This window comes from Halomonas sp. FeN2, from assembly GCF_020595105.1.
GTDB lineage: Bacteria > Pseudomonadota > Gammaproteobacteria > Pseudomonadales > Halomonadaceae > Vreelandella > Vreelandella neptunia.
On the sequence record NZ_CP074200.1, the window covers coordinates 22,988 to 44,721 of the forward strand.

Annotated in this window: 21 protein-coding genes; 18 read left to right on the top strand and 3 right to left on the bottom strand. The window is 52.4% G+C overall.

Translation table 11 applies throughout. The annotated features are described in order from the left end of the window. The first annotated feature begins 10 nt into the window (after window positions 1-10). From cyoE to KF947_RS00155, 10 genes are all read left to right on the top strand, one after another. Complete coding sequence (cyoE, locus tag KF947_RS00110; RefSeq protein ID WP_133732902.1) at window positions 11-928, top strand: heme o synthase; 918 nt, start codon at window positions 11-13, stop codon at window positions 926-928. Window positions 929-1,064: 136 nt separating this feature from the next. Then, a complete protein-coding gene (locus tag KF947_RS00115) occupies window positions 1,065-1,532 on the top strand; it encodes a DUF2489 domain-containing protein (RefSeq protein WP_133732901.1) in 468 nt (155 codons plus the stop codon). 333 nt (window positions 1,533-1,865) lie between these two features. Further along, a complete protein-coding gene (locus tag KF947_RS00120; protein ID WP_133732900.1) occupies window positions 1,866-2,735 on the top strand; it encodes an OmpA family protein in 870 nt (289 codons plus the stop codon). 212 nt (window positions 2,736-2,947) lie between these two features. Continuing rightward, window positions 2,948-4,870: a threonine--tRNA ligase gene (gene thrS, locus KF947_RS00125; RefSeq protein ID WP_227405136.1), complete on the top strand. Its 1,923-nt coding sequence runs from the start codon at window positions 2,948-2,950 to the stop codon at window positions 4,868-4,870. 60 nt (window positions 4,871-4,930) lie between these two features. After that, complete coding sequence (gene infC, locus KF947_RS00130) at window positions 4,931-5,422, top strand: translation initiation factor IF-3 (RefSeq protein WP_009287797.1); 492 nt, start codon at window positions 4,931-4,933, stop codon at window positions 5,420-5,422. Window positions 5,423-5,504: 82 nt separating this feature from the next. Then, entirely contained in the window at window positions 5,505-5,699 is a 195-nt protein-coding gene (gene rpmI / locus KF947_RS00135) for a 50S ribosomal protein L35 (RefSeq protein WP_009724291.1), read from the top strand. Between the two features lie 64 nt (window positions 5,700-5,763). Further along, on the top strand, window positions 5,764-6,117 hold the full coding sequence (gene rplT, locus KF947_RS00140) for a 50S ribosomal protein L20 (protein WP_007114344.1): 354 nt from the start codon (window positions 5,764-5,766) through the stop codon (window positions 6,115-6,117). A gap of 159 nt (window positions 6,118-6,276) precedes the next feature. Then, window positions 6,277-7,296 (top strand): phenylalanine--tRNA ligase subunit alpha, encoded by a 1,020-nt coding sequence (pheS, locus tag KF947_RS00145; protein ID WP_227405137.1) that lies wholly within the window; start codon window positions 6,277-6,279, stop codon window positions 7,294-7,296. Between the two features lie 26 nt (window positions 7,297-7,322). Beyond that, a complete protein-coding gene (pheT, locus tag KF947_RS00150; protein ID WP_133732898.1) occupies window positions 7,323-9,704 on the top strand; it encodes a phenylalanine--tRNA ligase subunit beta in 2,382 nt (793 codons plus the stop codon). Between the two features lie 121 nt (window positions 9,705-9,825). After that, window positions 9,826-10,125, top strand: a complete 300-nt coding sequence (locus KF947_RS00155) for an integration host factor subunit alpha (protein WP_133732897.1) — start codon at window positions 9,826-9,828, stop codon at window positions 10,123-10,125. Between the two features lie 210 nt (window positions 10,126-10,335). Here the strand turns inward: KF947_RS00155 and KF947_RS00160 are convergent, their stop codons facing one another. Continuing rightward, window positions 10,336-10,542, bottom strand: a complete 207-nt coding sequence (locus KF947_RS00160; RefSeq protein ID WP_133732896.1) for a DUF2788 domain-containing protein — start codon at window positions 10,540-10,542, stop codon at window positions 10,336-10,338. Window positions 10,543-10,685: 143 nt separating this feature from the next. Between KF947_RS00160 and KF947_RS00165 the strand changes: the two genes are divergently transcribed. The 8 genes from KF947_RS00165 to KF947_RS00200 all read left to right on the top strand — a co-directional run bounded on the left by KF947_RS00165 (window position 10,686) and on the right by KF947_RS00200 (window position 20,319). Next, window positions 10,686-11,150 carry a flavodoxin gene (locus KF947_RS00165; protein ID WP_227405138.1) on the top strand — a complete coding sequence of 155 codons (465 nt, stop codon included), beginning with the start codon at window positions 10,686-10,688 and terminating at the stop codon, window positions 11,148-11,150. Window positions 11,151-11,153: 3 nt separating this feature from the next. Next, window positions 11,154-11,531: a hypothetical protein gene (locus KF947_RS00170; protein WP_223289026.1), complete on the top strand. Its 378-nt coding sequence runs from the start codon at window positions 11,154-11,156 to the stop codon at window positions 11,529-11,531. A gap of 277 nt (window positions 11,532-11,808) precedes the next feature. Next, window positions 11,809-13,161 (top strand): trigger factor, encoded by a 1,353-nt coding sequence (gene tig / locus KF947_RS00175; protein WP_133732893.1) that lies wholly within the window; start codon window positions 11,809-11,811, stop codon window positions 13,159-13,161. A 68-nt stretch (window positions 13,162-13,229) separates the two neighbouring features. After that, complete coding sequence (gene clpP, locus KF947_RS00180; protein WP_133732892.1) at window positions 13,230-13,847, top strand: ATP-dependent Clp endopeptidase proteolytic subunit ClpP; 618 nt, start codon at window positions 13,230-13,232, stop codon at window positions 13,845-13,847. Between the two features lie 74 nt (window positions 13,848-13,921). Then, complete coding sequence (gene clpX, locus KF947_RS00185; protein ID WP_007114335.1) at window positions 13,922-15,202, top strand: ATP-dependent Clp protease ATP-binding subunit ClpX; 1,281 nt, start codon at window positions 13,922-13,924, stop codon at window positions 15,200-15,202. Window positions 15,203-15,497: 295 nt separating this feature from the next. Next, entirely contained in the window at window positions 15,498-17,909 is a 2,412-nt protein-coding gene (lon, locus tag KF947_RS00190) for an endopeptidase La (RefSeq protein WP_223289024.1), read from the top strand. A 190-nt stretch (window positions 17,910-18,099) separates the two neighbouring features. Continuing rightward, a complete protein-coding gene (locus KF947_RS00195; RefSeq protein WP_035579518.1) occupies window positions 18,100-18,372 on the top strand; it encodes an HU family DNA-binding protein in 273 nt (90 codons plus the stop codon). Between the two features lie 126 nt (window positions 18,373-18,498). Next, window positions 18,499-20,319 carry a SurA N-terminal domain-containing protein gene (locus KF947_RS00200; RefSeq protein ID WP_223289023.1) on the top strand — a complete coding sequence of 607 codons (1,821 nt, stop codon included), beginning with the start codon at window positions 18,499-18,501 and terminating at the stop codon, window positions 20,317-20,319. 79 nt (window positions 20,320-20,398) lie between these two features. On the opposite strand, the gene KF947_RS00205 is transcribed toward KF947_RS00200, so the two are convergent. Beyond that, window positions 20,399-21,172, bottom strand: coding sequence for a UDP-2,3-diacylglucosamine diphosphatase (locus KF947_RS00205; RefSeq protein WP_227405139.1), 774 nt, complete (start codon window positions 21,170-21,172; stop codon window positions 20,399-20,401). Window positions 21,173-21,185: 13 nt separating this feature from the next. Beyond that, window positions 21,186-21,686, bottom strand: a complete 501-nt coding sequence (locus KF947_RS00210) for a peptidylprolyl isomerase (protein WP_133732887.1) — start codon at window positions 21,684-21,686, stop codon at window positions 21,186-21,188. Between the last annotated feature and the right edge of the window lie 48 nt (window positions 21,687-21,734).

A 21,734-nucleotide genomic window follows, 5' to 3' on the forward strand; every position in this document is an offset into this window, starting at 1 on the left:
GAAGCATGCCATGCGAAATATAACAATGACGCTACCCACGGCAGTGCCTTCTATGGTGTGGGGCTGGAAAGAGCTGCTGGGCCTGTGCAAAATGAAAGTTGTTGCCGTTATGTTGGTGTGCACTGCCGTAGGCATGGCATTAGCCACCCCGGGCCTACCGCCATTGACGAACGTTATTCTTGGTTTAGCGGGTATCGGTTTGGCCTCTTGCGGTGCAGCAGCTTTTAACCATGTCATAGACCGCCACTTGGATGCGGTCATGACCCGAACGTCTCGCCGTCCTGTGGCAAGTAAGCGGCTGCCCGTGGCGGTTGCGCTAGGTTGGGCGTGCTTGCTTTCGGTCGCGGGTGTTGCGCTATTGGCATGGCAGGTTAACCATTTAACGGCTGCGCTAACCTTTGCTTCCTTAATTGGTTATGCACTGATTTATACCGCTTTTTTAAAACGGGCGACACCACAAAATATCGTTATCGGCGGGGTGGCTGGTGCTGCACCGCCGCTGCTGGGATGGGTCGCTATTACTGGGCAAATTACCCCCGAGCCTTTGCTTTTAATGCTGATTATTTTTGCCTGGACGCCACCACATTTCTGGGCGCTGGCGATTCATAAGCGCGATGACTACGCGCGGGCAGGTATCCCTATGCTGCCTGTTACCCACGGCATTCCTTTTACACGGCTACAAATTTGGCTGTATGCATGGTTAACAGTGTTAACCACACTATTGCCTGTGATGATAGGTATGAGTGGCGCACTATATCTATTCATCGTGGTATGTCTTAATGCCCGCTTTATGGTCTGGAATTGGCGAGTGTGGCGTGGGCAGGATCCTGCGGCTCCCATCGGTGCGTTCTGGTTCTCGATACGCTACCTATTGGGTGTGTTCGGAGCGTTAATACTTGATCACTACGCTGCAACGCTGGTTTGGTAATTCTGCCCAGCGAATGATCAGTGGGGCATCCATTCAGCTAGCTAAATGAAACTCAATTCTGGATGCCATTGGCATAATGGTGGTATAAGGGTGTACAATTTTCGTCAAGTAATTTATTCGCTTAATGAGGAGTTTCATGAACTCAACGGTAGCGTTGGTATTACTCATCGTAGCGATTGTAGTCATTGTAGGGTTGTGTTTCTACGCATGGTCGTTACGCAAAGAGGTAGGTCGTCGAGAAGCTTATCGTCGCGATGAAGATGCTCGTGCTCAACAAAATAGCTTAGACAACCTAGATTATGTAGCAAGCGCGCTGGTTCAGGAGCAGGTCGATATTACCGAGGGTGCCTGGCGTTGTAAGGTGCTACTTGAGATCATTGATCCTAGTTTGACGGAACGAACTGAATTTAAAGCATTTGCCGAGCATTATAGCCGCACTCAGCACTTGAATACCCATACCGCCCGTCAACAATTGTCCCCCCGAGAGCGTATGCAGGAAGACAAAGAGCGGTTGATGGTAGAAAATGAGATGCGCGATGCTGTATTAGAGTCTGCTCGGGCAGTGCTGAAATGGCGTTCCCAAGGCAGTAAAGCGCTGCATTAATGACTGGTTTTGAGCGGTTTAAGCCGCCCAAAAGCATAGCAAACTATTTTTTAGTGCCCATTGCGGCAATTTTGCTATGCTGAAGGATGTCGGTATTGGCAAGAAGTTGATATCTTGGCATTGTTGTCTTTCAGCGCGTAAGCGTTAATGATGGGCACACCGTCTTGTATTTACTGGGTGATGAGCATTTAGTACACAGATATTAGTATTGATAGCTTGGCGCAAAACTGGTGATACAGGACAGGCGAAAAATGGATGCTCTCGCAAATAAGAAGCATTGGACAGATTTGGTCATTATGACCATTTCAGCATTGGATCAAGAAGGAGTCTTGCATGAAAAAATCAACGACTGGTTTGCTAATCGGTTCTGCACTGGTAGTTGGCCTTTCTGGCTGTGCCAGCTCGGCCTCACAGTCTTCCGGCCAAGCAAGCGCTAGTAGCGACCGCAGCTGGTACCAGCATCCTGCGGTATGTGGTCTGGCCGGCAGTGTTATCGGTGGCAGCATTGGCTACGCCACCAGCAGTAGTTCTGATGAAGAGAGCGGTGCTGCTACTGGTGCTGTTGCCGGCGCTGCTATCGGCGGTCTGCTATGTGCTGATCGTACGCCTGAGCCGGTTGCTCCTCAGTGCCCGAGCTATGGTGAAGTGCCTGCTGGTGTTGCAGTTGACGCCGAAGGTTGCCCGTTGGATTCTGACGGTGACGGCGTGCCGGACTACCGTGATCAGTGCCCAGGCACACCTGCTGGCGTTGAAGTGAATGCCAATGGTTGCCCGCTTGATTCCGATAACGACGGTGTGCCTGATTACCGTGATCAGTGCCCGAATACGCCTGCTGGCGTAGAAGTGAACGCCCTGGGTTGCCCAGATAGCGTTGTGCTACGTGAAGTTAACTTCGAATTTGACTCTGCGCAGTTGACTTCCACCGCGCAGGATGTATTGAACGGTGTTGCTGAGCGTCTGGTTAGCAATCCTGATGTTCGCGTAAGCATCGAAGGACACACTGATTCACGCGGTTCTGACGAGTACAACAAAAACTTGTCACAAGAGCGTGCTCAATCTGTTGCTAACTACTTAGCAAGCCGTGGCGTTGAAGCTAACCGTATGCGTGCCGTAGGTTACGGTGAAGAGCGTCCGATCGCTTCTAACGAGACTGAAGAAGGCCGCTTCCAGAATCGTCGCGTTGAACTGGATGAGTGGAACTAAGTTTACTTATCTTCTGAGGTTTGCTGTATGGCAATAAAATGCTAGCGGTATTCCACAGGTAAATAAACGGGAGGCTTATGCCTCCCGTTTTTATTTTAAGCCGTCAGCAAGTCTGCTAGTCTTGCTGCTGTTTTTGTTTTGCACTCCCCAAAGACCATTGATAGCGAAATGTGATCCTTGGTATGGATCACCACTGCGCTCAAGGAACCCGAATGCCTATTGTTACTCTGCCCGACGGCAGTCAAAAGACGTTTGAAGCACCGCTAACCATTATGCAGCTCGCAGAATCCATTGGCCCTGGTTTGGCTAAGGCCTGCATCGCTGGAAAGGTCGATGGTGTGCTGGTAGATGCCGCTGACCTGATTGAGCAAGACGCAACGGTGGCGATAATTACTGCCCGAGATGCTGAAGGGCTGGAAATTATTCGCCACTCCTGCGCTCACCTCATTGGTCATGCGGTTAAGCAGATGTATCCCGAGGCCAAAATGGCCATCGGGCCAGTTATTGAAGATGGTTTCTACTACGATATTGAGTTTGGTCAATCCGTTACACCGGAAGACCTGGAAGCTATCGAAGCGCGTATGCAGTTACTGATCGAGCGTGAGTACGATGTGGTGCGCGAGTATGTTGATCGTGACCAGGCAATGCTGACCTTTTTGCATCGTGATGAGCCCTACAAGCAGGAAATTGTTCGCGATATCCCTGATGATGCGACGATCCGGCTTTATCATCACGAAGAGTACACCGACATGTGCCGCGGGCCGCACGTGCCTAATACTCGCCACTTAAAAGCCTTCAAACTAACTAAGCTGGCGGGGGCCTATTGGCGCGGAGACGCTGCCAATACCATGCTGACGCGTATCTACGGCACCGCATGGGGCGACAAGAAACAGCTTAAGGCTTACGTCAAACGTCTCGAAGAGGCGGAGAAGCGCGATCACCGTAAGTTGGCGCGTCGACTGGATCTCTTCCACATGCAGGAAGAGGCGCCGGGGATGATATTCTGGCATCCAAACGGCTGGGCGCTATGGCAGCAGATCGAACAATATATGCGAGGCGTCTACAAAGAGGGTGGTTATCAAGAAATACGCTGTCCTCAGATTATGGACGTTTCACTATGGAAGAAATCAGGGCACTGGGATAACTACGCGGACGGCATGTTCTTTACCGAGTCCGAAAAGCGTGAGTATGCTCTCAAACCGATGAACTGCCCTGGACACGTTCAGGTGTTTAATTCCGGCTTGCGAAGCTATCGCGAATTGCCCGTACGTTTTGGTGAGTTTGGTGGATGCCACCGTAACGAGCCCTCGGGTGCATTGCACGGCATTATGCGTGTACGGGCATTTACCCAGGATGATGGCCATGTTTTTTGTACAGAAGCTCAGGTTGAGCCTGAAGTAACTGCTTTTCATCGCCAAGCGTTGAAGGTTTATGGCGATTTCGGCTTTGATGATATAGCTATTAAAATTGCCCTTCGTCCAGAAAAACGTATTGGAAGTGATGAAGTTTGGGATCGGGCAGAGGATGCGTTACGTAGCGCATTAAAAAGCTGCGGCGTTGAATGGCAGGAACTTCCTGGCGAAGGTGCGTTCTACGGCCCCAAGATCGAGTATCATATGAAAGATTGCCTGGGGCGTGAATGGCAGGTCGGTACCATGCAGGTCGATTTTATGATGCCAGAGCGTCTTGGCGCTCAGTATGTGACCGAAGAGGGGCAGCGCAAGTCGCCGGTAATGCTGCATCGTGCTATTGTTGGTTCCATGGAGCGCTTCATTGGCATCTTGATTGAACATTATGCTGGCGCTATGCCATTATGGCTGGCGCCTCAGCAGGCGGTTGTCATGACTATCACCGATTCCCAGCGTGAATATGCGCTTGAATTAGAGAAACGCCTGCAAAAAAGTGGCTTGCGTGTTAAAGCGGACTTGAGGAACGAGAAGATCGGCTTTAAAATCCGTGAGCATACGTTACAGAAAGTTCCCTATCTCCTTGTGGTGGGAGATAAGGAAGTCGAAGCTGACTCAGTGGCCGTGCGAACACGCAGCGGCGAAAACCTCGGTACAATGACGGTCGATGAATTTATTGAACGCCATACTGCCGAGAGAGCAGCCCTGGCGACATCGTCAATTGCCTAAGGAGACGGAACGATCAAGAGAAGCAACCAGCGCGGGCGTCCAGCAGACAAACGCCCACCAATGAACGAGCGAATTGTCGAAGAAGAAGTACGCCTTATTGGTAGCGACGGTGAACAGTTGGGTGTCGTGCCCACCACCGAAGCGCTAGAGCGTGCTGAATCTGAAAGCTTAGATCTCGTGCAAATTTCGAATGCCGACCCCATCGTCTGTAAGATTATGGATTACGGCAAATTCGTTTTTGAGACCAAGAAGCAGAAAGCGGCTCAAAAGAAGAAGCAGAAGCAAATCCAGGTTAAGGAAGTTAAATTCCGTCCTGGCACCGATGAAGGCGATTATCAGGTCAAGCTTAAAAACCTGACGCGCTTTTTGGAAGGTGGTGACAAGGGCAAGGTCACACTGCGCTTCCGTGGTCGTGAAATGGCGCACCAGGATATCGGCCGTAAGCTGATGGAAAGGATCGCGGCAGACCTGGAAGAGATCGGAGTGGTAGAGGCTTTTCCGAAAATGGAAGGCCGCCAAATGATCATGATTATTGCCCCGAAAAAGAAGTGATCCAACGGCGATGTCAACGGGCCACCGTTAAACCGGTGGTCGGCCCTGGGTTTTCTAAAAAATATCGAGCGGAGTTTTCCTCATGCCGAAAATCAAAAGCAACAGCGGCGCTGCCAAGCGCTTCAAGAAGACTGCTAATGGCTTCAAGCACAAGCAGTCTTTCCGTAGCCACATCTTGACCAAGAAGTCGACCAAGCGTAAGCGTCAACTGCGTGGAATGAAACAGATCCATGCGTCCGACAAAGCGCTTATCCAGCGTATGCTGCCGAATCTGTAAGTCGGGATTTTGTTTTTCTGAGCGCACAAATTTTTTGCCTCAGCCTTAAAGTCAGGAGTGTGTTATGACTCGAGTTAAACGTGGCGTAGTAGCGCGTCGTCGCCATAAAAAAGTATTGAAGCTTGCTAAAGGTTACTACGGTGCCCGTTCGCGCGTTTTCCGCGTTGCCAAGCAGGCCGTTATCAAAGCAGGTCAGTACGCCTATCGTGACCGTCGCAACCGTAAGCGCCAGTTTCGCGCGCTATGGATCCAGCGTATTAACGCCGGTGCGCGCGTCAACGGTATGTCTTACAGCCGCTTTGTGGGCGGTCTTAAGAAAGCCGGTATCGAAATCGACCGTAAAGTATTGGCCGATTTGGCAGTACACGAGAAGGCTGCATTTGCAGCCATCGTGGAAAAAGCCAAGGCTGCCCAATAAGGTAATATGCACAGGGCTTGCGCCCGTGTGACGTGCCTGAGGTCATTTCAGAGTGACCCATCCAGGGGAAGAGCAGCCGCTCTTCCCCTGTTTTTTTGTCACCTTCAACGTGCCACGCCATTTTCCTGGATGGACACCGCTTAATTCGGAGTGAAACGGATGGATCACCTTCCTACTCTGGTATCTGAGGCTCGCGACGCCATACAGGCTGCGCAGAGTGTCGCCGCACTAGACGAGTTACGAGTACGCTACTTAGGTAAGAAAGGTGAGGTAACTGCCTTGCTGAAAGGCCTGGGGAAGCTGTCAGCCGAAGAGCGCCCTGCAGCGGGTGAGCGTATTAACCAGGCCAAGCAAACACTGGCCTATGAAATTGATGCTAAGCGCGAGCAGCTTGAGAGTGCTGCGCTTAATGCCCGTTTAGCCGCTGAAAGTATCGATGTCACATTGCCAGGGCGTGGCCAGGCCAGCGGTGGGTTGCATCCCGTCACGCGTACGCTTGAGCGCATAGAGGGTCTTTTCACACGTATTGGTTATGACGTGGCGGTAGGGCCTGAAATTGAAGACGATTATCACAACTTCGAAGCCCTCAACATTCCCGCGCACCACCCCGCTCGTGGTATGGCTGATACTTTCTATTTTGATGCCACCCGCCTGCTGCGTACTCATACCTCACCGGTGCAAGTGCGCACTATGAAAAGCAGCGAACCACCCATCCGTATCGTTTGCCCAGGGCGCGTCTATCGCAGTGACTCAGATTTAACCCACACACCCATGTTCCATCAAGTGGAGGGTCTGTTGGTCGATGAGGGGGTTAGCTTTGCTGACCTTAAGGGGACGATCGAAGACTTTCTGCAGGCATTTTTCGAGCGCGACGATCTTTCTGTGCGTTTCCGTCCATCCTATTTTCCATTCACTGAACCTTCCGCCGAAGTGGATATTCAGTGCGTGATGTGTAGTGGCGCAGGTTGTCGAGTATGCTCCCATAGCGGTTGGCTGGAAGTGATGGGGTGCGGCATGGTGCACCCAGAGGTCTTCCGTCATTCGGGTATTGATACCGAGCGCTATACCGGTTTTGCCTTCGGAATGGGGGCTGAGCGTTTGGCCATGCTGCGCTACGGCGTGAATGATTTGCGCCTGTTCTTTGAAAACGATCTGCGCTTTTTACGTCAATTCGCTTAAGACCGCCGCCGAATACAGGATCAAAGATGAAATTTTCAGAACAGTGGCTGCGTGAGTGGGTATCGCCGCAGCTTGAAACGCAGGCAATGGCCGACCAAATCACCATGGCGGGCTTGGAAGTCGACGCTGTTGAAGCGGTAGCCGCCGCATTCAGCGGTGTAGTGGTGGCTGAGGTGCTGAGTAAAGAGAAGCACCCTGACGCGGACAAGCTCAATGTATGCACCGTGAATGATGGTAGTGCTGAGCCTGTGCAGGTTGTGTGCGGAGCGCCCAATGTTGATGTTGGTCAGAAAATTCCCTTTGCCCAGGTAGGCGGCGTGCTACCGGGCGACTTTAAAATCAAAAAAGCCAAGCTACGCGGCGTTGAGTCGCGCGGCATGATCTGTTCAGCGTCGGAGCTGGGGCTTGAAGAAGAGACCTCGCCCGGCATTCTGGTGCTGTCGTCATCCGCACCAGTGGGAATCGACTTCAGAGAGTTCATGCATTTAAATGATATGACGATTGAGGTCGACCTGACGCCTAACCGAGGGGACTGCCTGAGTATTAAGGGACTGGCACGAGAAGTCGGTGTGCTTAACCGATTGTCGGTTAATGGGCCAGCAATAGCGCCGGTGGCTGCTGAGGTTGAGGATAGCTTCCCGGTGAGCATTGAAGCACCCGAGCAGTGCCCGCGCTATATCGGCCGCATTATCAAGGGCGTCAATGTTCAGGCTGAAACACCGCTGTGGATGGTAGAACGTCTTCGCCGCAGTGGCGTGCGCTCGATTGACCCGGTGGTGGATATTACCAATTACGTGATGCTGGAATTGGGCCAGCCAATGCACGCCTTTGATCGTGACAACCTGCAAGAAGGCATAGTGGTTCGCATGGCCAAGCCAGGCGAGAAGCTAACGCTGCTTGATGGTAATGAAGTGGCGCTGCGTCCTGAAACGCTGATCATTGCCGATCATTCCGGCCCGCTAGCCATGGCAGGGGTGATGGGCGGTGAAAACTCCGGTGTTAATGAAAATACCCAGACTATTTTCCTTGAATCAGCGTTCTTCACACCGCTGGCCATTGCTGGTCAAGCCCGCTCCTACGGACTGCACACCGATGCATCGCACCGTTTTGAACGCGGCGTCGATCCACTGCTGACGCCCGTTGCCGTCGAGCGGGCCACACAGCTTTTGATTGAGATTTGCGGCGGCCAAGCCGGGCCTGTCGTTGAGGCACAAAGTGCTGAACATATGCCTGCAGAGCGCGCGATTCTGTTGCGCAGTGCGCGTTTGGAAAAGGCGCTTTCCAAGACTCTCGGCAGTGAAGATGTGACCGATATCTTGCAGCGCCTAGGGCTTGATGTGAGCGTACAGGAGGCCGGTTGGGCAGTCACCGCGCCAAGTTGGCGTTTTGATCTGGCCATCGAAGAAGATCTCATCGAAGAAGTGGCGCGTATCCATGGCTACAATAATTTGCCGGTTCGCCGCCCGGCGGCACGCTTGGCGCTTCGTTCGGCAGACGAGGCAACGCTTACCCATGCGCGGCTACGCCGCCAGATGGTTGCCCGCGGTTTCCAGGAAGCGATTACCTACAGCTTTGTGGCTCCCGAGCTGCAAGCGACCATGCTGCCTGACGCCGTAAGCCCGGCGCTAGCTAACCCTATCTCGGCTGATCTGTCGGTGATGCGTGCTAGTTTGTTTCCCGGCTTGGTGCGCGCCATGGAGTATAACCTCAACCGTCAGCAAACCCGGGTGCGGCTGTTTGAAACTGGGCTCGTGTTTAACGGAGAGTTGGATGCGTTGTCACAAGTGCCGATGCTCGGTGCCCTGGTATGTGGCCCACGTGAAGCCGAGGGCTGGAGTGATGCTAAAGGCCGCGTAGACTTTTACGACCTAAAGGGCGATTTGGAGAGTGTCCTGGCCTTGGGCGGTGACGCTGACGCATGGCGCTTTGAGCCTGCAGAACATCCTGCGCTTCATCCTGGTCAAAGTGCGCAGCTGCTGCATCGTGGAGAGCCCGCAGGTTGGATCGGCACCCTGCACCCTCAAGTGCGCGCAACGCTTGGCTTGAAGATGGATGCGGTGCTGTTTGAGGTACGACTTGATGCGCTTAGCCAAGGCCGGATTCCTGCCTTTGAACCGCTATCGCGCTTTCCTGAGGTGCGGCGTGATTTGGCGTTTATACTCAAGGAGACGACTCCTGTGCAGGCACTGCTGGATTGTGCCAAGCAACAGGCAGGGGAGTATCTGCAAGATATCAAGTTATTCGATGTTTATGCAGGTAAAGGTGTGGCCGAAGGGCACAAGAGTATTGCATTGGGCTTGACCTGGCAGCATCCATCGCGCACGCTAAACGACGAGGAAATCAACCAGTTGGTCGATTCAATTGTGACACAAGTGCGTGTCAAGCTGGATGCGGAGCTGCGCGGCTAATATTCATCTGGGCCACGCCACGATGCTTATCACGTTCTTGGCAATGCGTTTGCTACTGTATGTTGTATGTTTATACAGAGCGTTTGTTGCTGTTTTTGCTTCAAGGATAAGGAGAAGCCTTATGGGTGCGTTGACCAAAGCAGAGCTAGCCGAGCATTTGCACGCTGAGCTAGCAATGTCGAAGCGAGAAGCGAAGGCCATGGTCGAAGCTTTTTTTGAAGAAATTCGAGCCTGCCTTCGTGAAAACGAACAGGTAAAGCTATCGGGGTTTGGTAACTTCGATCTGCGTGATAAGCGCGAGCGACCGGGACGTAACCCCAAAACCGGTGAAGAGATCCCCATCTCTGCTCGGAGGGTCGTGACGTTTCGTCCAGGGCAAAAGCTCAAACAGCAGGTTGAGCAATATGTAGGCGGCGAGTAGTTATTTTTAGGCTGTGGGCGCAATCCATTCCAAGCTGTCTGGCTGCGCTCATAGCCTCTAAAACTTATCGCCTCTAAAAAATCATAGTCTCAAAAGCTCATGCCGACAAAGACTCATGCCTATTATAAGGAGTGCCTGCGGGCGCTCCTTCTCTGTTTTAATGGGCATGTTGATAAGAGCGCTCATGTGGTGCTTGTTTCTTGATGTCTCTTAAATACCGCCGCTTTCAATTAGCCAAGTGATGACTACCTTAATGACGTAGCCCAGCATGCCTGCACCCAGCACGACAAATAGCATGATGGTGCCAAATTTGCCTGCATTCGATTTTTTGGCCAGATCCCAGATAATAAAGCACATAAATATGATTAGACCGCCAATCATTAACGGGGTAATCCAGGTCTCAAAGGTTTGCTGCATAGCCACTCCTGTGTGCTACTTGTGAATCACCCGTTGTGGGTGATGTGTCTCATTCTAACCAGCCATGTTAATATTTGAGCAAATTCATCGGGTATTTGTCGACTTAACGGTTGGCACTGTGACACTTTGACAGGGGAGTGACGATGCCGAAGCTGAATATTTTGGTGGGCACCATGTATGGCGGTGCCCTTGATGTGGCAGAGCAAGTGAAGCCCCTATTTGAAAAGGCCGGTTACGCTGTGGAAATTGTTGAACAGCCATCTGTCGATGATATTGCCAGCGGTGACGCTGATTTGGCGCTGTTTTGTGTATCGACCACGGGTAGTGGTGATTTTCCCGGCAGTTTTGTGCCCTTCGTGCGTCAGTTGCGTGATCAGAGTCCCACGCTTACCAAGCTTCGCTACGGACTTATTGCACTCGGTGATAGCTCGTATGGAGATACTTTTTGCGGCGCTGGTCGTGCGCTTGACGAGCTGCTGGCGGATCATGGCGCGACGCGATTAGGGGAGCGATTAGAAGTCGACGCCATGGAGACGTTTATGGCCGATGATGCTGCTGTGCCCTGGGTGGAAGAGTGGATCGTTGCCCAGCAATTAGAGGTGGCTTAAGCGATGCAGCGAGCGCCTACCTCGCCTGAGCGCATTAGCGTTGCGCTGGGCTTATGTATCGTTATGCTGGCAACGCTGCCGCGCTATATGGCGGGCGGGCATGAAACCCGCCAGACGCTAATTATCTTCGCCTTAGCACTGGTGGCGTTTGTAACTGTTATTCAGTGGCGCTTACTGGCCGCGGAGGCGCGTCGCCGATTGCCGCGGCTTTGTATGCGGTTAGTCGTTATGCTGTTGTTGGGGATGGCCATAATGGGGGGCTGGCACGCGCTGTTTACTGATTGGATCAGCTGGCAAGTGTTCATCTCTCATGGTGCCACTCTGGGCGTGTTGCTTCATGCGATAAGCCTTTGGTGGTCGGGGGAGCGTCAATCCAGCTAGCGTTTTACTGCAGCGATTGAAAAAGTCGCTGCAAGACGCACAAAGCAGTAGAATGGTAAAAATGACGCAGCGTGGAGCTCCTAATTGAGCTAAACACGCCATAAAGCAGTTAATTGCTCGCATATTCCCTTGTTTTTAAAATCACTGCCCCCATGTTGCGAGCATGGCGCTTGCCACTATGCGTTGGGGTTCTTAAAATTGACCCTTTGATCTTTTTAGATCCAATCAGCACAATTACATGCAATCAACACAACGCCCAGCCGTTAGAGGACAATTCATGCAAGTTTCTGTCGAGACGACCTCCCAGATCGAACGTCGCATTACCATTCAAGTGCCGGCGGCCGAAATTGACGGGGCCGTTAGTGCTCGCTTGAAAGACACCGCGAAGAACGTTCGCTTGAATGGTTTTCGCCAGGGCCGGGTGCCAATGGCAGTAGTACAGCAGCGCTACGGCCAAGACGTACGTAACGAGGTTGTCAGCGAAGTAATGCGTGAGCGTTATGTGCGCGCTATTACCGAAGAGGGCCTGAACCCTGCTGGCTTCCCGCAAATTGAACCATCGGTCAATGAGTCTGGTAAAGATTTAGAGTTTGTTGCGGTTATGGAGATCTACCCGCAGGTTGAGCTGACCTCTATCGAAGGTACAGAGATTGAGCGTCCGGTGGTTTCGGTTAGCGATGCGGATGTCGATGAGATGATCGATACGCTGCGTAAGCAAAACGCGGCCTGGGAAGAGGTGGACGCTGCGGCCGCTGACGGTGATCAGGTAACTATTGATTTCCAAGGTTACATTGGTGATGAACCATTTGAAGGCGGCAGCGCCGAAGGCCACACGTTGGTCATTGGTTCCAATAGCTTTATTCCAGGCTTTGAAGAGCAGTTAATTGGTGCCAAAGCGGGCGAAGAGAAGACCCTTAACGTCACCTTCCCTGAAGATTACCAGGCCGAGCATTTAGCCGGTAAAGAAGCCACCTTCAAGGTAACGGTACACAAAGTCAGCAGTCAGCAATTGCCCGAAGTAGACGCTGAATTTATCGAGCGTTTTGGCGTTGAAGGCGGCGATCAGGAAAAATTCCGCGCTGAAATCAAGAAAAACATGACCCGTGAAGCGGCGCAAGCCGTTGATAACCGGGTTAAGCAACAAGTGCTCGATGCGCTGAAAAAGGTTAACGAAATTCCGGTGCCTAGCGCGCTCGTTCAGCAGGAAACTGACGGCATGAAGCGCCAAGCGGCGCAGCAGTTTGGCCTAGGAGAAGATTTTGATGTCAGCCAATTGCCCAACGAACTGTTCGAAGAGCAGGCCAAGGGCCGTGTTCAGGTCGGTTTGTTGCTGGCGGAAGTGATCAAAGCTAACGAACTCGATGCTGACGATGACGCTATCAAAGCAAAAGTGACCGAGCTTGCTGAGCAGTACCAAGATCCTGATGAAGTGGTGAGCTACTACATGGGCAACGAGCAGCTGAAAACCCAGGTGAAATCCGCCATTCTCGAAGAGAAGGCGGTGGCTAAGCTGCTTGAGCAAACGAACATTAAAGACGTTGAAATGTCTTATCAGCAAGCCCTTGCCGCTGCGCAACAGCAGGCAGAGCAAGATGAGGGTGCTGAAGAGGGCGAGCAAGCGAGCGCCTAACACCCTGGAACGTGGCGCACCTCTATGTCGGTGCGCCTTTCCCTTCCCGGACGCAAGGAATCACCTGAATGAGTGAGTTTGATATTCAAAACGCCGGCGGTTTAGTGCCCATGGTGGTTGAGCAGAGCGCCAAAGGGGAAAGAGCCTACGACATTTACTCACGCCTGTTAAAAGAGCGTGTGATCTTTCTGGTAGGCCCTGTAGAAGACTACATGGCTAATCTGGTTGTTGCCCAGCTGCTGTTCCTGGAATCGGAAAACCCCGATAAAGATATCCACCTGTATATCAATTCACCAGGTGGTTCTGTCACCGCGGGTATGTCGATCTATGACACTATGCAGTTTGTGAAGCCGGATGTCTCTACGGTGTGTATTGGTCAGGCGGCCAGCATGGGTGCGCTGTTATTGACAGCTGGCGCTGCTGGCAAGCGTTACTGCCTGCCCAACTCACGTGTCATGATTCACCAGCCGCTGGGTGGTTACCAAGGCCAAGCGTCTGACATTGAAATTCATACCCGTGAGATTCTGGGTATTCGCGAGAAACTGAACCAAATTCTTGCCCACCATACGGGTCAGGATATTGAAAGCGTTTCACGTGATACCGATCGGGATAATTTCATGAGCGCCAATAAAGCCAAAGAGTATGGTTTGATTGATGCAGTGCTGGATAAGCGGCCTACATCCTGATAGCGTGATAGGATTCTGCTTTTCTAACGAGCTTTTCCGGCGGCTAAAGCCGCCGCAGTGATAGAGGTATACGAATGGCCGACGGCAAAGGCAAAGACGAAGGTGGCAAACTGCTCTACTGCTCGTTTTGTGGCAAAAACCAAAACGAAGTACGTAAGCTGATTGCGGGCCCATCCGTCTATATCTGCGATGAGTGTGTCGACTTGTGTAATGACATCATTCGCGAGGAAGTTCTCGAAGCCGATGCCGAGAGCGATGAGGAGCGTTTACCTACGCCTCGTGAAATACGTCATACGCTTGATGACTACGTTATCGGACAGGATCGCGCCAAAATGGTGCTTTCCGTAGCGGTATACAACCACTACAAGCGTTTGAAAACCGATGTACGCGACGGCGATGTAGAGCTAGGTAAATCAAACATTCTGCTGATTGGCCCCACCGGTAGCGGTAAAACGCTGCTTGCGGAAACCATGGCACGGCTACTGAATGTACCCTTTACCATTGCGGATGCAACCACGCTGACGGAAGCCGGCTATGTCGGTGAAGATGTCGAAAACATCATCCAAAAGCTGTTGCAGAAATGCGATTACGACGTCGAGAAAGCCGAGCGCGGCATTGTTTATATCGATGAAATCGACAAGATTTCACGCAAGTCGGATAACCCTTCGATCACTCGTGATGTCTCGGGTGAAGGCGTTCAGCAAGCATTGCTGAAACTTATTGAAGGTACGACGGCTTCTGTGCCGCCTCAAGGCGGGCGCAAACACCCCCAGCAGGAGTTTGTCCAAGTCAATACGGGCAACATTCTGTTTATTGTCGGCGGTGCTTTTGCGGGGCTGGATAAAGTTATTCGTGATCGTGCTGAGAAAGGCGGTATCGGCTTCAATGCGGCGGTGAAAAGCAAGGAGTCCTCCCGTGGGGTGGGTGAACTGCTGGCCGATGTCGAGCCAGATGATCTGGTGAAATTTGGCTTGATCCCTGAGTTCGTGGGTCGACTGCCGATCATTGCAACGCTGATGGAGCTCACCGAAGACGCCTTGGTGCAGATTCTGACAGAGCCCAAGAACTCGTTGGTTAAGCAGTACGCCAAACTGTTTGAAATGGAAGATGTAACGCTAGAGTTCAGAGATGAAGCGTTACGAGCGGTGGCTGAAAAAGCCATGGAGCGTAAGACAGGTGCTCGCGGGCTGCGCTCTATTTTAGAGTCGGTGCTGCTGGATACCATGTACGAAATTCCTTCGCTGGAAGGCGTTAGCAAAGTCGTCATCGATGGCTCTGTGATTGCCGGAGAAAGCGAACCTCTGTTGATCTACTCTCAGCAGGAAGAAGCACGTGTCGACGGCACTGATGGCTAGTGGCTAGTCGAGTATCGCGGCCCAGCTTCAACCGCTTGCGCTAAATCAAGGGGTCGCCAAGGCGACCCCTTGTTGTTGTAGAGTGTTCTTGTAGAGCTCTGCCGTAGAGAGCCCTTATAAAGCGTGTTGTGAAGCCTGGTGGTCTAGCTAGAGAGCTATAAAGCCTAATTCGTGAAGTGTTACTGCTTCGCCTATGCAATGCTAACGTCTCAAACGCCAGCATTTTTTAAAGGTGTGCAGTACTTTTCCAAGTACTCTTTTAAGTACTCATCCGATTTGTCGAGGAACGTCTGCGATGCAGCAGAACGCCGAACAGACACAATGTCTACCCCTTTTGCCATTGCGCGATGTGGTTGTTTATCCGCAAATGGTCATCCCTCTTTTTGTAGGTCGTGAAAAGTCTATCCAGGCGCTCGAAGCGGCGATGGAGGCTGATAAGCGTGTGCTACTGGTGGCTCAGCGTGAAGCGTCTCAAGATGAGCCTGACAACGCGGATCTTTACGCGATGGGCACCGTGGCCGATATCATGCAGCTGCTTAAGTTGCCCGATGGCACGGTCAAGGTGCTCATTGAGGGTAATTTCCGAGCGGATGTTCTCAATGTCGAAGAGAATGCCGCAGGCTACACTCAGGCGCATTTAACGCCCCGAGAGAGTGAGCCGCTGACCAGCCGTGAGCAGGAAGCGCTGGTTCGCGTGTTGCTCAATCAGTTTGAACAGTACGTCAAGCTCTCCAAAAAAGTCCCCAATGAAGTGCTTAATTCACTGTCGGGGATTGAAGATCCAAGCCGCTTGGTGGACACCATTTGTGCCCATCTGTCGCTCAAAATTGGCGACAAGCAAGAGCTGCTTGAGATGGATCGAGTGCGCGATCGTATTGAGCATCTGATGGCGTTGATCGAGTCTGAAATAGACCTGCTGCAAGTAGAGAAGCGCATTCGCTCGCGTGTCAAAGAGCAGATGGAGAAGACCCAGCGCGAGTACTACCTCAATGAGCAGATGAAAGCTATCCAGAAAGAGATGGGTGAGCTGGATAATGTGCCCAATGAGGCCGAAAAGTACGAGCTGGCGATTAAAGAGTCCGGCATGCCGAAGGAAGCGTCTGAGAAAGCCACACAAGAGCTCAACAAGCTCAAAATGATGGCCTCAAACTCTGCCGAGGCGACCGTAGTGCGCTCCTACCTGGACTGGTTAGTCGCCGTTCCATGGAAAAAGCGTACGCGCGTAAAGCATGATCTCGTCAAAGCGCAGCAGGTACTTGATGAAGATCATTATGGCCTGGAGGAGGTCAAGGCGCGCATCCTGGAATATCTTGCCGTACAGAAGCGCGTGCGCAAAATGAAAGGCCCTGTGCTATGCCTAGTTGGGCCACCAGGGGTGGGTAAAACCTCCCTTGGCCAGTCCATCGCCCGTGCCACCAATCGTAAATATGTACGCTTGGCGCTTGGGGGCGTCCGGGATGAATCGGAAATTCGCGGCCATCGGCGTACCTATATTGGCTCTTTGCCGGGTAAGTTGATGCAACGCATGAGCCGCGCCGGGGTTAAAAACCCACTCTTCCTGTTGGATGAGGTCGACAAGTTAGGTATGGATCACCGCGGTGATCCGGCTTCTGCTCTGCTCGAGGTGCTTGATCCTGAACAGAACAACAGCTTTAGCGATCACTATCTGGAGCTCGACTACGATCTCTCTGAGACGCTGTTCATCTGTACCGCTAACTCGATGAATATTCCCAGCGCACTGCTTGATCGCATGGAGATTATTCGTCTACCGGGTTACACCGAAGATGAGAAGCTGGCGATCGCAAAACGCTATTTATTGCCCAAACAGCTAGCTGCGAACGGCTTGAAAGGCGATGAGTTAACGCTGGAAGATAGCGCACTTTTAGAGCTTATTCGCTACTACACGCGAGAAGCGGGTGTGCGTGAGCTAGAGCGGCAGATTGCCAAGGTATCACGTAAAGTGTTGCGTGAACGGCTAGAAAAAGAGCGTGACCCGCAAGCCGACCAAGCGGGCCAGAGCTTAACGGCAGAGCAAATCGAACACTACGCGGGCGTACGACGCTACAGTTATGGCTTAGCGGAGCAAGACGACCAGATCGGCCGAGTCACAGGGCTTGCCTGGACATCGGTGGGCGGCGAGTTACTCAACATCGAATCAGTGGTGACGCCGGGCAAAGGGCGTATTAACAAGACCGGTTCGCTAGGCGATGTGATGAAAGAGTCGGTGAGCGCTGCCCATACCGTGGTCCGCGCCAGGGCTGAAGCGTATGGCATTGATCCAGAGCGGTTCGAAAAAGAGGATCTGCACATCCACGTTCCCGAAGGGGCTACGCCTAAAGATGGGCCCAGTGCGGGTATTGCCATGGTGACGGCGATTGTTTCCGCTTACACCCAGCGGGCGGTGCGCTGCGATGTGGCAATGACCGGTGAAGTCAATCTCCGCGGTGAAGTATTGCCGATAGGCGGACTGAAGGAGAAATTGCTGGCAGCCCGCCGCGGTGGTATAAAGACAGTGCTAATTCCTGAAGAAAACCGCCGTGATCTCAAGGAAGTACCTGACAATATCAAAGGTGCATTGGATATTCGTCCGGTACGCTGGATAGATGATGTCTTAGCCGTAGCGCTAGCTGATCAGGTAGAAGGTGGTGCGCCATTGCAAAGCACCGAAGCATCGTTTAGTAATAACGTCGTTGCTAGTACTCATTAAGCTGTTAAAGTCCTCGTTGGTCTTTAATTTTACTTAATATATGCCCGCTGCTTGTGTGGCGGGTATTTCGCGGCATGGTTGCTTGACAGATGTTTCAAGGCATTGCTATAAAACGCAGCTATGCTTTGATCGTTCCATCGGTGACCATGCCGTTCAGAGCCATTTTTTTGAAACAGTCAAGGGGTGAAGAGTGAATAAGTCCGAGCTGATTGAAGCCATTGCCGCGTCTGCAGATATTCCTAAAGCAGCGGCAACCCGCGCATTGGATGCCATGGTGGAGTCTGTCACCGATAGCCTTAAGAAGGGCGAAAGCGTATCACTGGTAGGTTTTGGTACCTTCGCGATCAAAGAGCGTGCTGCTCGTACTGGCCGTAACCCACAAACGGGTGAGCCAATCCAGATCAGCGCTGCAAAAGTACCCAGCTTCAAAGCAGGTAAAGCGCTGAAAGACGCCGTCAACTAATTTGACCGCGTTTGCTGTAACCTAATGGGCGCATCGCACTGGCGATGCGCCCATGTTATTTTCTGGCCCACTGTTCATAAGAGTTTAGCGGGCCACTGTATTTGGCTGTGACTATCTGAGGCTAGCATGCTGCAAAGTATTCGAGATGGCTCCAGGAGCTGGGGTGCCAAAATTATTATCGGTGTTATGGTCGCGGCCATGGCGCTTTTCGGGATTGAGTCACTGTTTGGGCTTTTTGGCAGCGATCCGAACGAAGTAGCGAGCGTCAACGGTCAGCCGATTATGCGCCAGCAGGTTGAAATTGAGGTTCAGCGCGCGCTGCGTTCGGGCCAAGTACCGCCAGAGCAAGAACGAGCATTGCGCAACGATATGCTTGATCAACTCATCACCCAGCAGCTGTTATCCCAATACGCTGAAGAGGGTGGCTTTGCCGTTTCAGAAGAACAGCTAGATCAGTTGATTGTCAGTCTGCCGGAATTTCATGATCAGGATGGCCGCTTCTCCGCTGAGGTGTTTAGAAATCGTCTCGCCGGCGCTGGCTATACGCCGGTCTCCTTTCGTGAAGAGTTACGCGTCGATATCCAGCGCCAGCATTTACAGCAAGGCTTAGCCTTCAGTGATTTTAGCCTGCCCAACGAGCAAGAGCGGCTAGCTGAATTACAGCGCCAGCAGCGTAGTTTCCGCTATATCTTGCTGGACGGCGACGATGTTGACGCCGATATCGACGTCAGTGAGGGCGATCTACAAGCATATTACGATGCCCATCAGGAGCGCTATGAGCGTCCTGAGCAGGTGCGCCTTGAGTATGTGCTGATTGACCGCCAAGCCATGGCGGAGGGGGTTGAGGTAGACGAAGAGGCCCTGCGTGACGCCTGGCGCGAGCAAAATCGTGATGCTGACCGGCGTGTATCCCATATCATGATCACCTTTGGTAATGAGCGCACTCGCGATGAGGCGCAGCAATTGGCTGAGACTGCTCGGGAAGCCCTGGACAGCGGTGATTCGTTTGCGGATACCGCCTTGCGCTATTCTGACGACACGGCCAGCGCAGAAGAGGGCGGCGATCTGGGTGTGATCAGCCGTGGCTTCTTTGGCGACACCTTTGATGAAGCGGCCTTTGGCCTCGAAGAAGGCGATGTTTCCCAGCCGGTTGAGTTGGATAACGCTTTTCACATCATTCAGGTAACTGATATTCAGGGCACCACCTTTGAAGAGCAGCGCGATGAGTTGGCGCGGGAAGTAGCGCTGCGCGAAGTTGATGATGAGTTTAACCAGCGAGTTCAACAGCTGATTGATGAGAGCTTCGCTGCCGACGACTTGCAGAGCGTTGCCGATGAGCTCGATCTAACGCTGCAGGAGAGCGATTGGCTTGCTCGTGATGATGAGGCTGAAGGGGTGCTATCTGAGCCTGGCGTAATGTCGGCAGCCTTTAGCAACGACGTATTTGAAGAGGGCTACAACAGCGAAGTGATCGAGCTGGATCAGGATCGTCGCTTGGTTCTGCGGGTTGCCGAACAGCGCGATGCGACTCTGTTGCCGCTTGATGAGGTACGTGAGGAAGTCGAGATTTCAGTGGCCGCTGAGCAGCAGCAGCAAGCGCTGCGTGAAGAAGCGCAGGCACTGCTCGAAGGCCTACGAGAAGATCAACAGGTTGATGTGGATTGGCTCGAAGCCAACAGCGTAAGCCGTCAAGCTGAAACCACTGTGCCTCAGTTGATTGTCCAGGAAGCCTTCCGTATGCCGCGCCCTGAAGAGGGTGAGAGCGTCTATCGCACGGTTGAACTACCGCAAGGTGTTGCTGTGGTAGCGCTGGATAGCGTAAGCGTCGGTGAGGTCGATGAGCAGATGGAGACATTTGTTGCGCAAATGGCCGAGCAGTTGCGTGCCCAATCGGTGCTGCAGGGACTGATTGATGACTTGCGCAGCGATGCAGAAATAGAGCGATAGATTCGCTTAATGCGAATTTAATACAGCAATAGCAAAAAGCCGATCACATGATCGGCTTTTTGCTACCCGGAAACAGCGGTCAGAAATCAGGTAGTTCCGTTAAAGAGAACTGACGCAGCCTAGGCGCAGTATGATCGGTGCGCTCAATGATAATATCCCAACCGTGCTGGTCATCCCAGTCGCCTAGCACATAGCGCTTGGCAGGCACGTCCTCAACCGTTAAGTCATGTACTCTGGGGCGGTGAGTGTGACCGTGGATCATGGTGGTCAAGCCGTGTTGCTCCATCAGCGCAATAACTTCTTGTGGCGTCACATCCATAATCGCTTCAGCTTTATTAGCATTGGCTTCACCGGATTGAGTACGCAAGCTCTGCGCAAGTGCGACGCGCTGTTCCAAAGGTAGCGCAAGCATCTGTGCCTGCCACTCTGGATTGCGCGACTGTTTGCGAAAAGCCATATACGCTTCATCCTGGGTACACAGACTATCACCGTGTAGCAATAAGACGGGAACGCCTTGAATTTCCACTTCCTCAACATCCGGTAGCAGAAATGCCTGGCAGGCACTTATGAAGCGTTCGCCCAGCAGAAAATCTCGATTGCCGTGCATGAGGTACACCGCTGTACCGTTGCTACTAAGCTTGCGTAAATGGCGAATCACCTCATGGGCAACAACGCTAAGCGGATGATGGGTGGCGTCGAGCAGGTCGTCCCCTATCCAGGCATCGAAAAGGTCACCCAGGATGTAGAGAGCATCTGCCCCGGGGGCCGTGTGCTCAAGGTAGCGGTAAAATCCCTGATTGATCTCAGGGGTATCGCTACTTAGATGAAGATCGGCAACAAGCAGTGTGCGCATAAGGCTCCCCGCGTTATTCCGCGTCTTTGACGTATGCGCGCTCGATAATGACATCTTCAGAGGGGACGTCGGCGTGCATACCCCGGCGCGAAGTGGCAACGTTTTTAATTTCGTTCACAACATCCATGCCGTCAACGACTTCGCCAAACACCGCATAGCCCCAGCCTTGCAGGCTTTTACCGCTGTGATCAAGAAAGCTATTGTCGCCCACATTGATAAAAAACTGCGCAGTGGCAGAGTGGGGATCCTGGGTGCGTGCCATTGCTAATGTGCCAACGGTGTTTTTCAAGCCGTTATCGGCTTCGTTTTCGATAGGGTCGCGGGTCGGCTTTTGGTTAAACTCCTTATCGAAACCGCCCCCTTGCACCATAAAGCCGTCGATGACTCGGTGGAACAGAGTGCCGTCATAAAACCCATCGCGCACATACTGCTCAAAATTCGCTGCGCTAATCGGCGCTTTTTCGTGGTTAAGAGCGATGGTGATGTCACCGTGGTTCGTCTGTAATACGATCATAGATAAATTCCTGTTCAATAAAGGCGTTCGCCTTGGCGCTGTGCATCG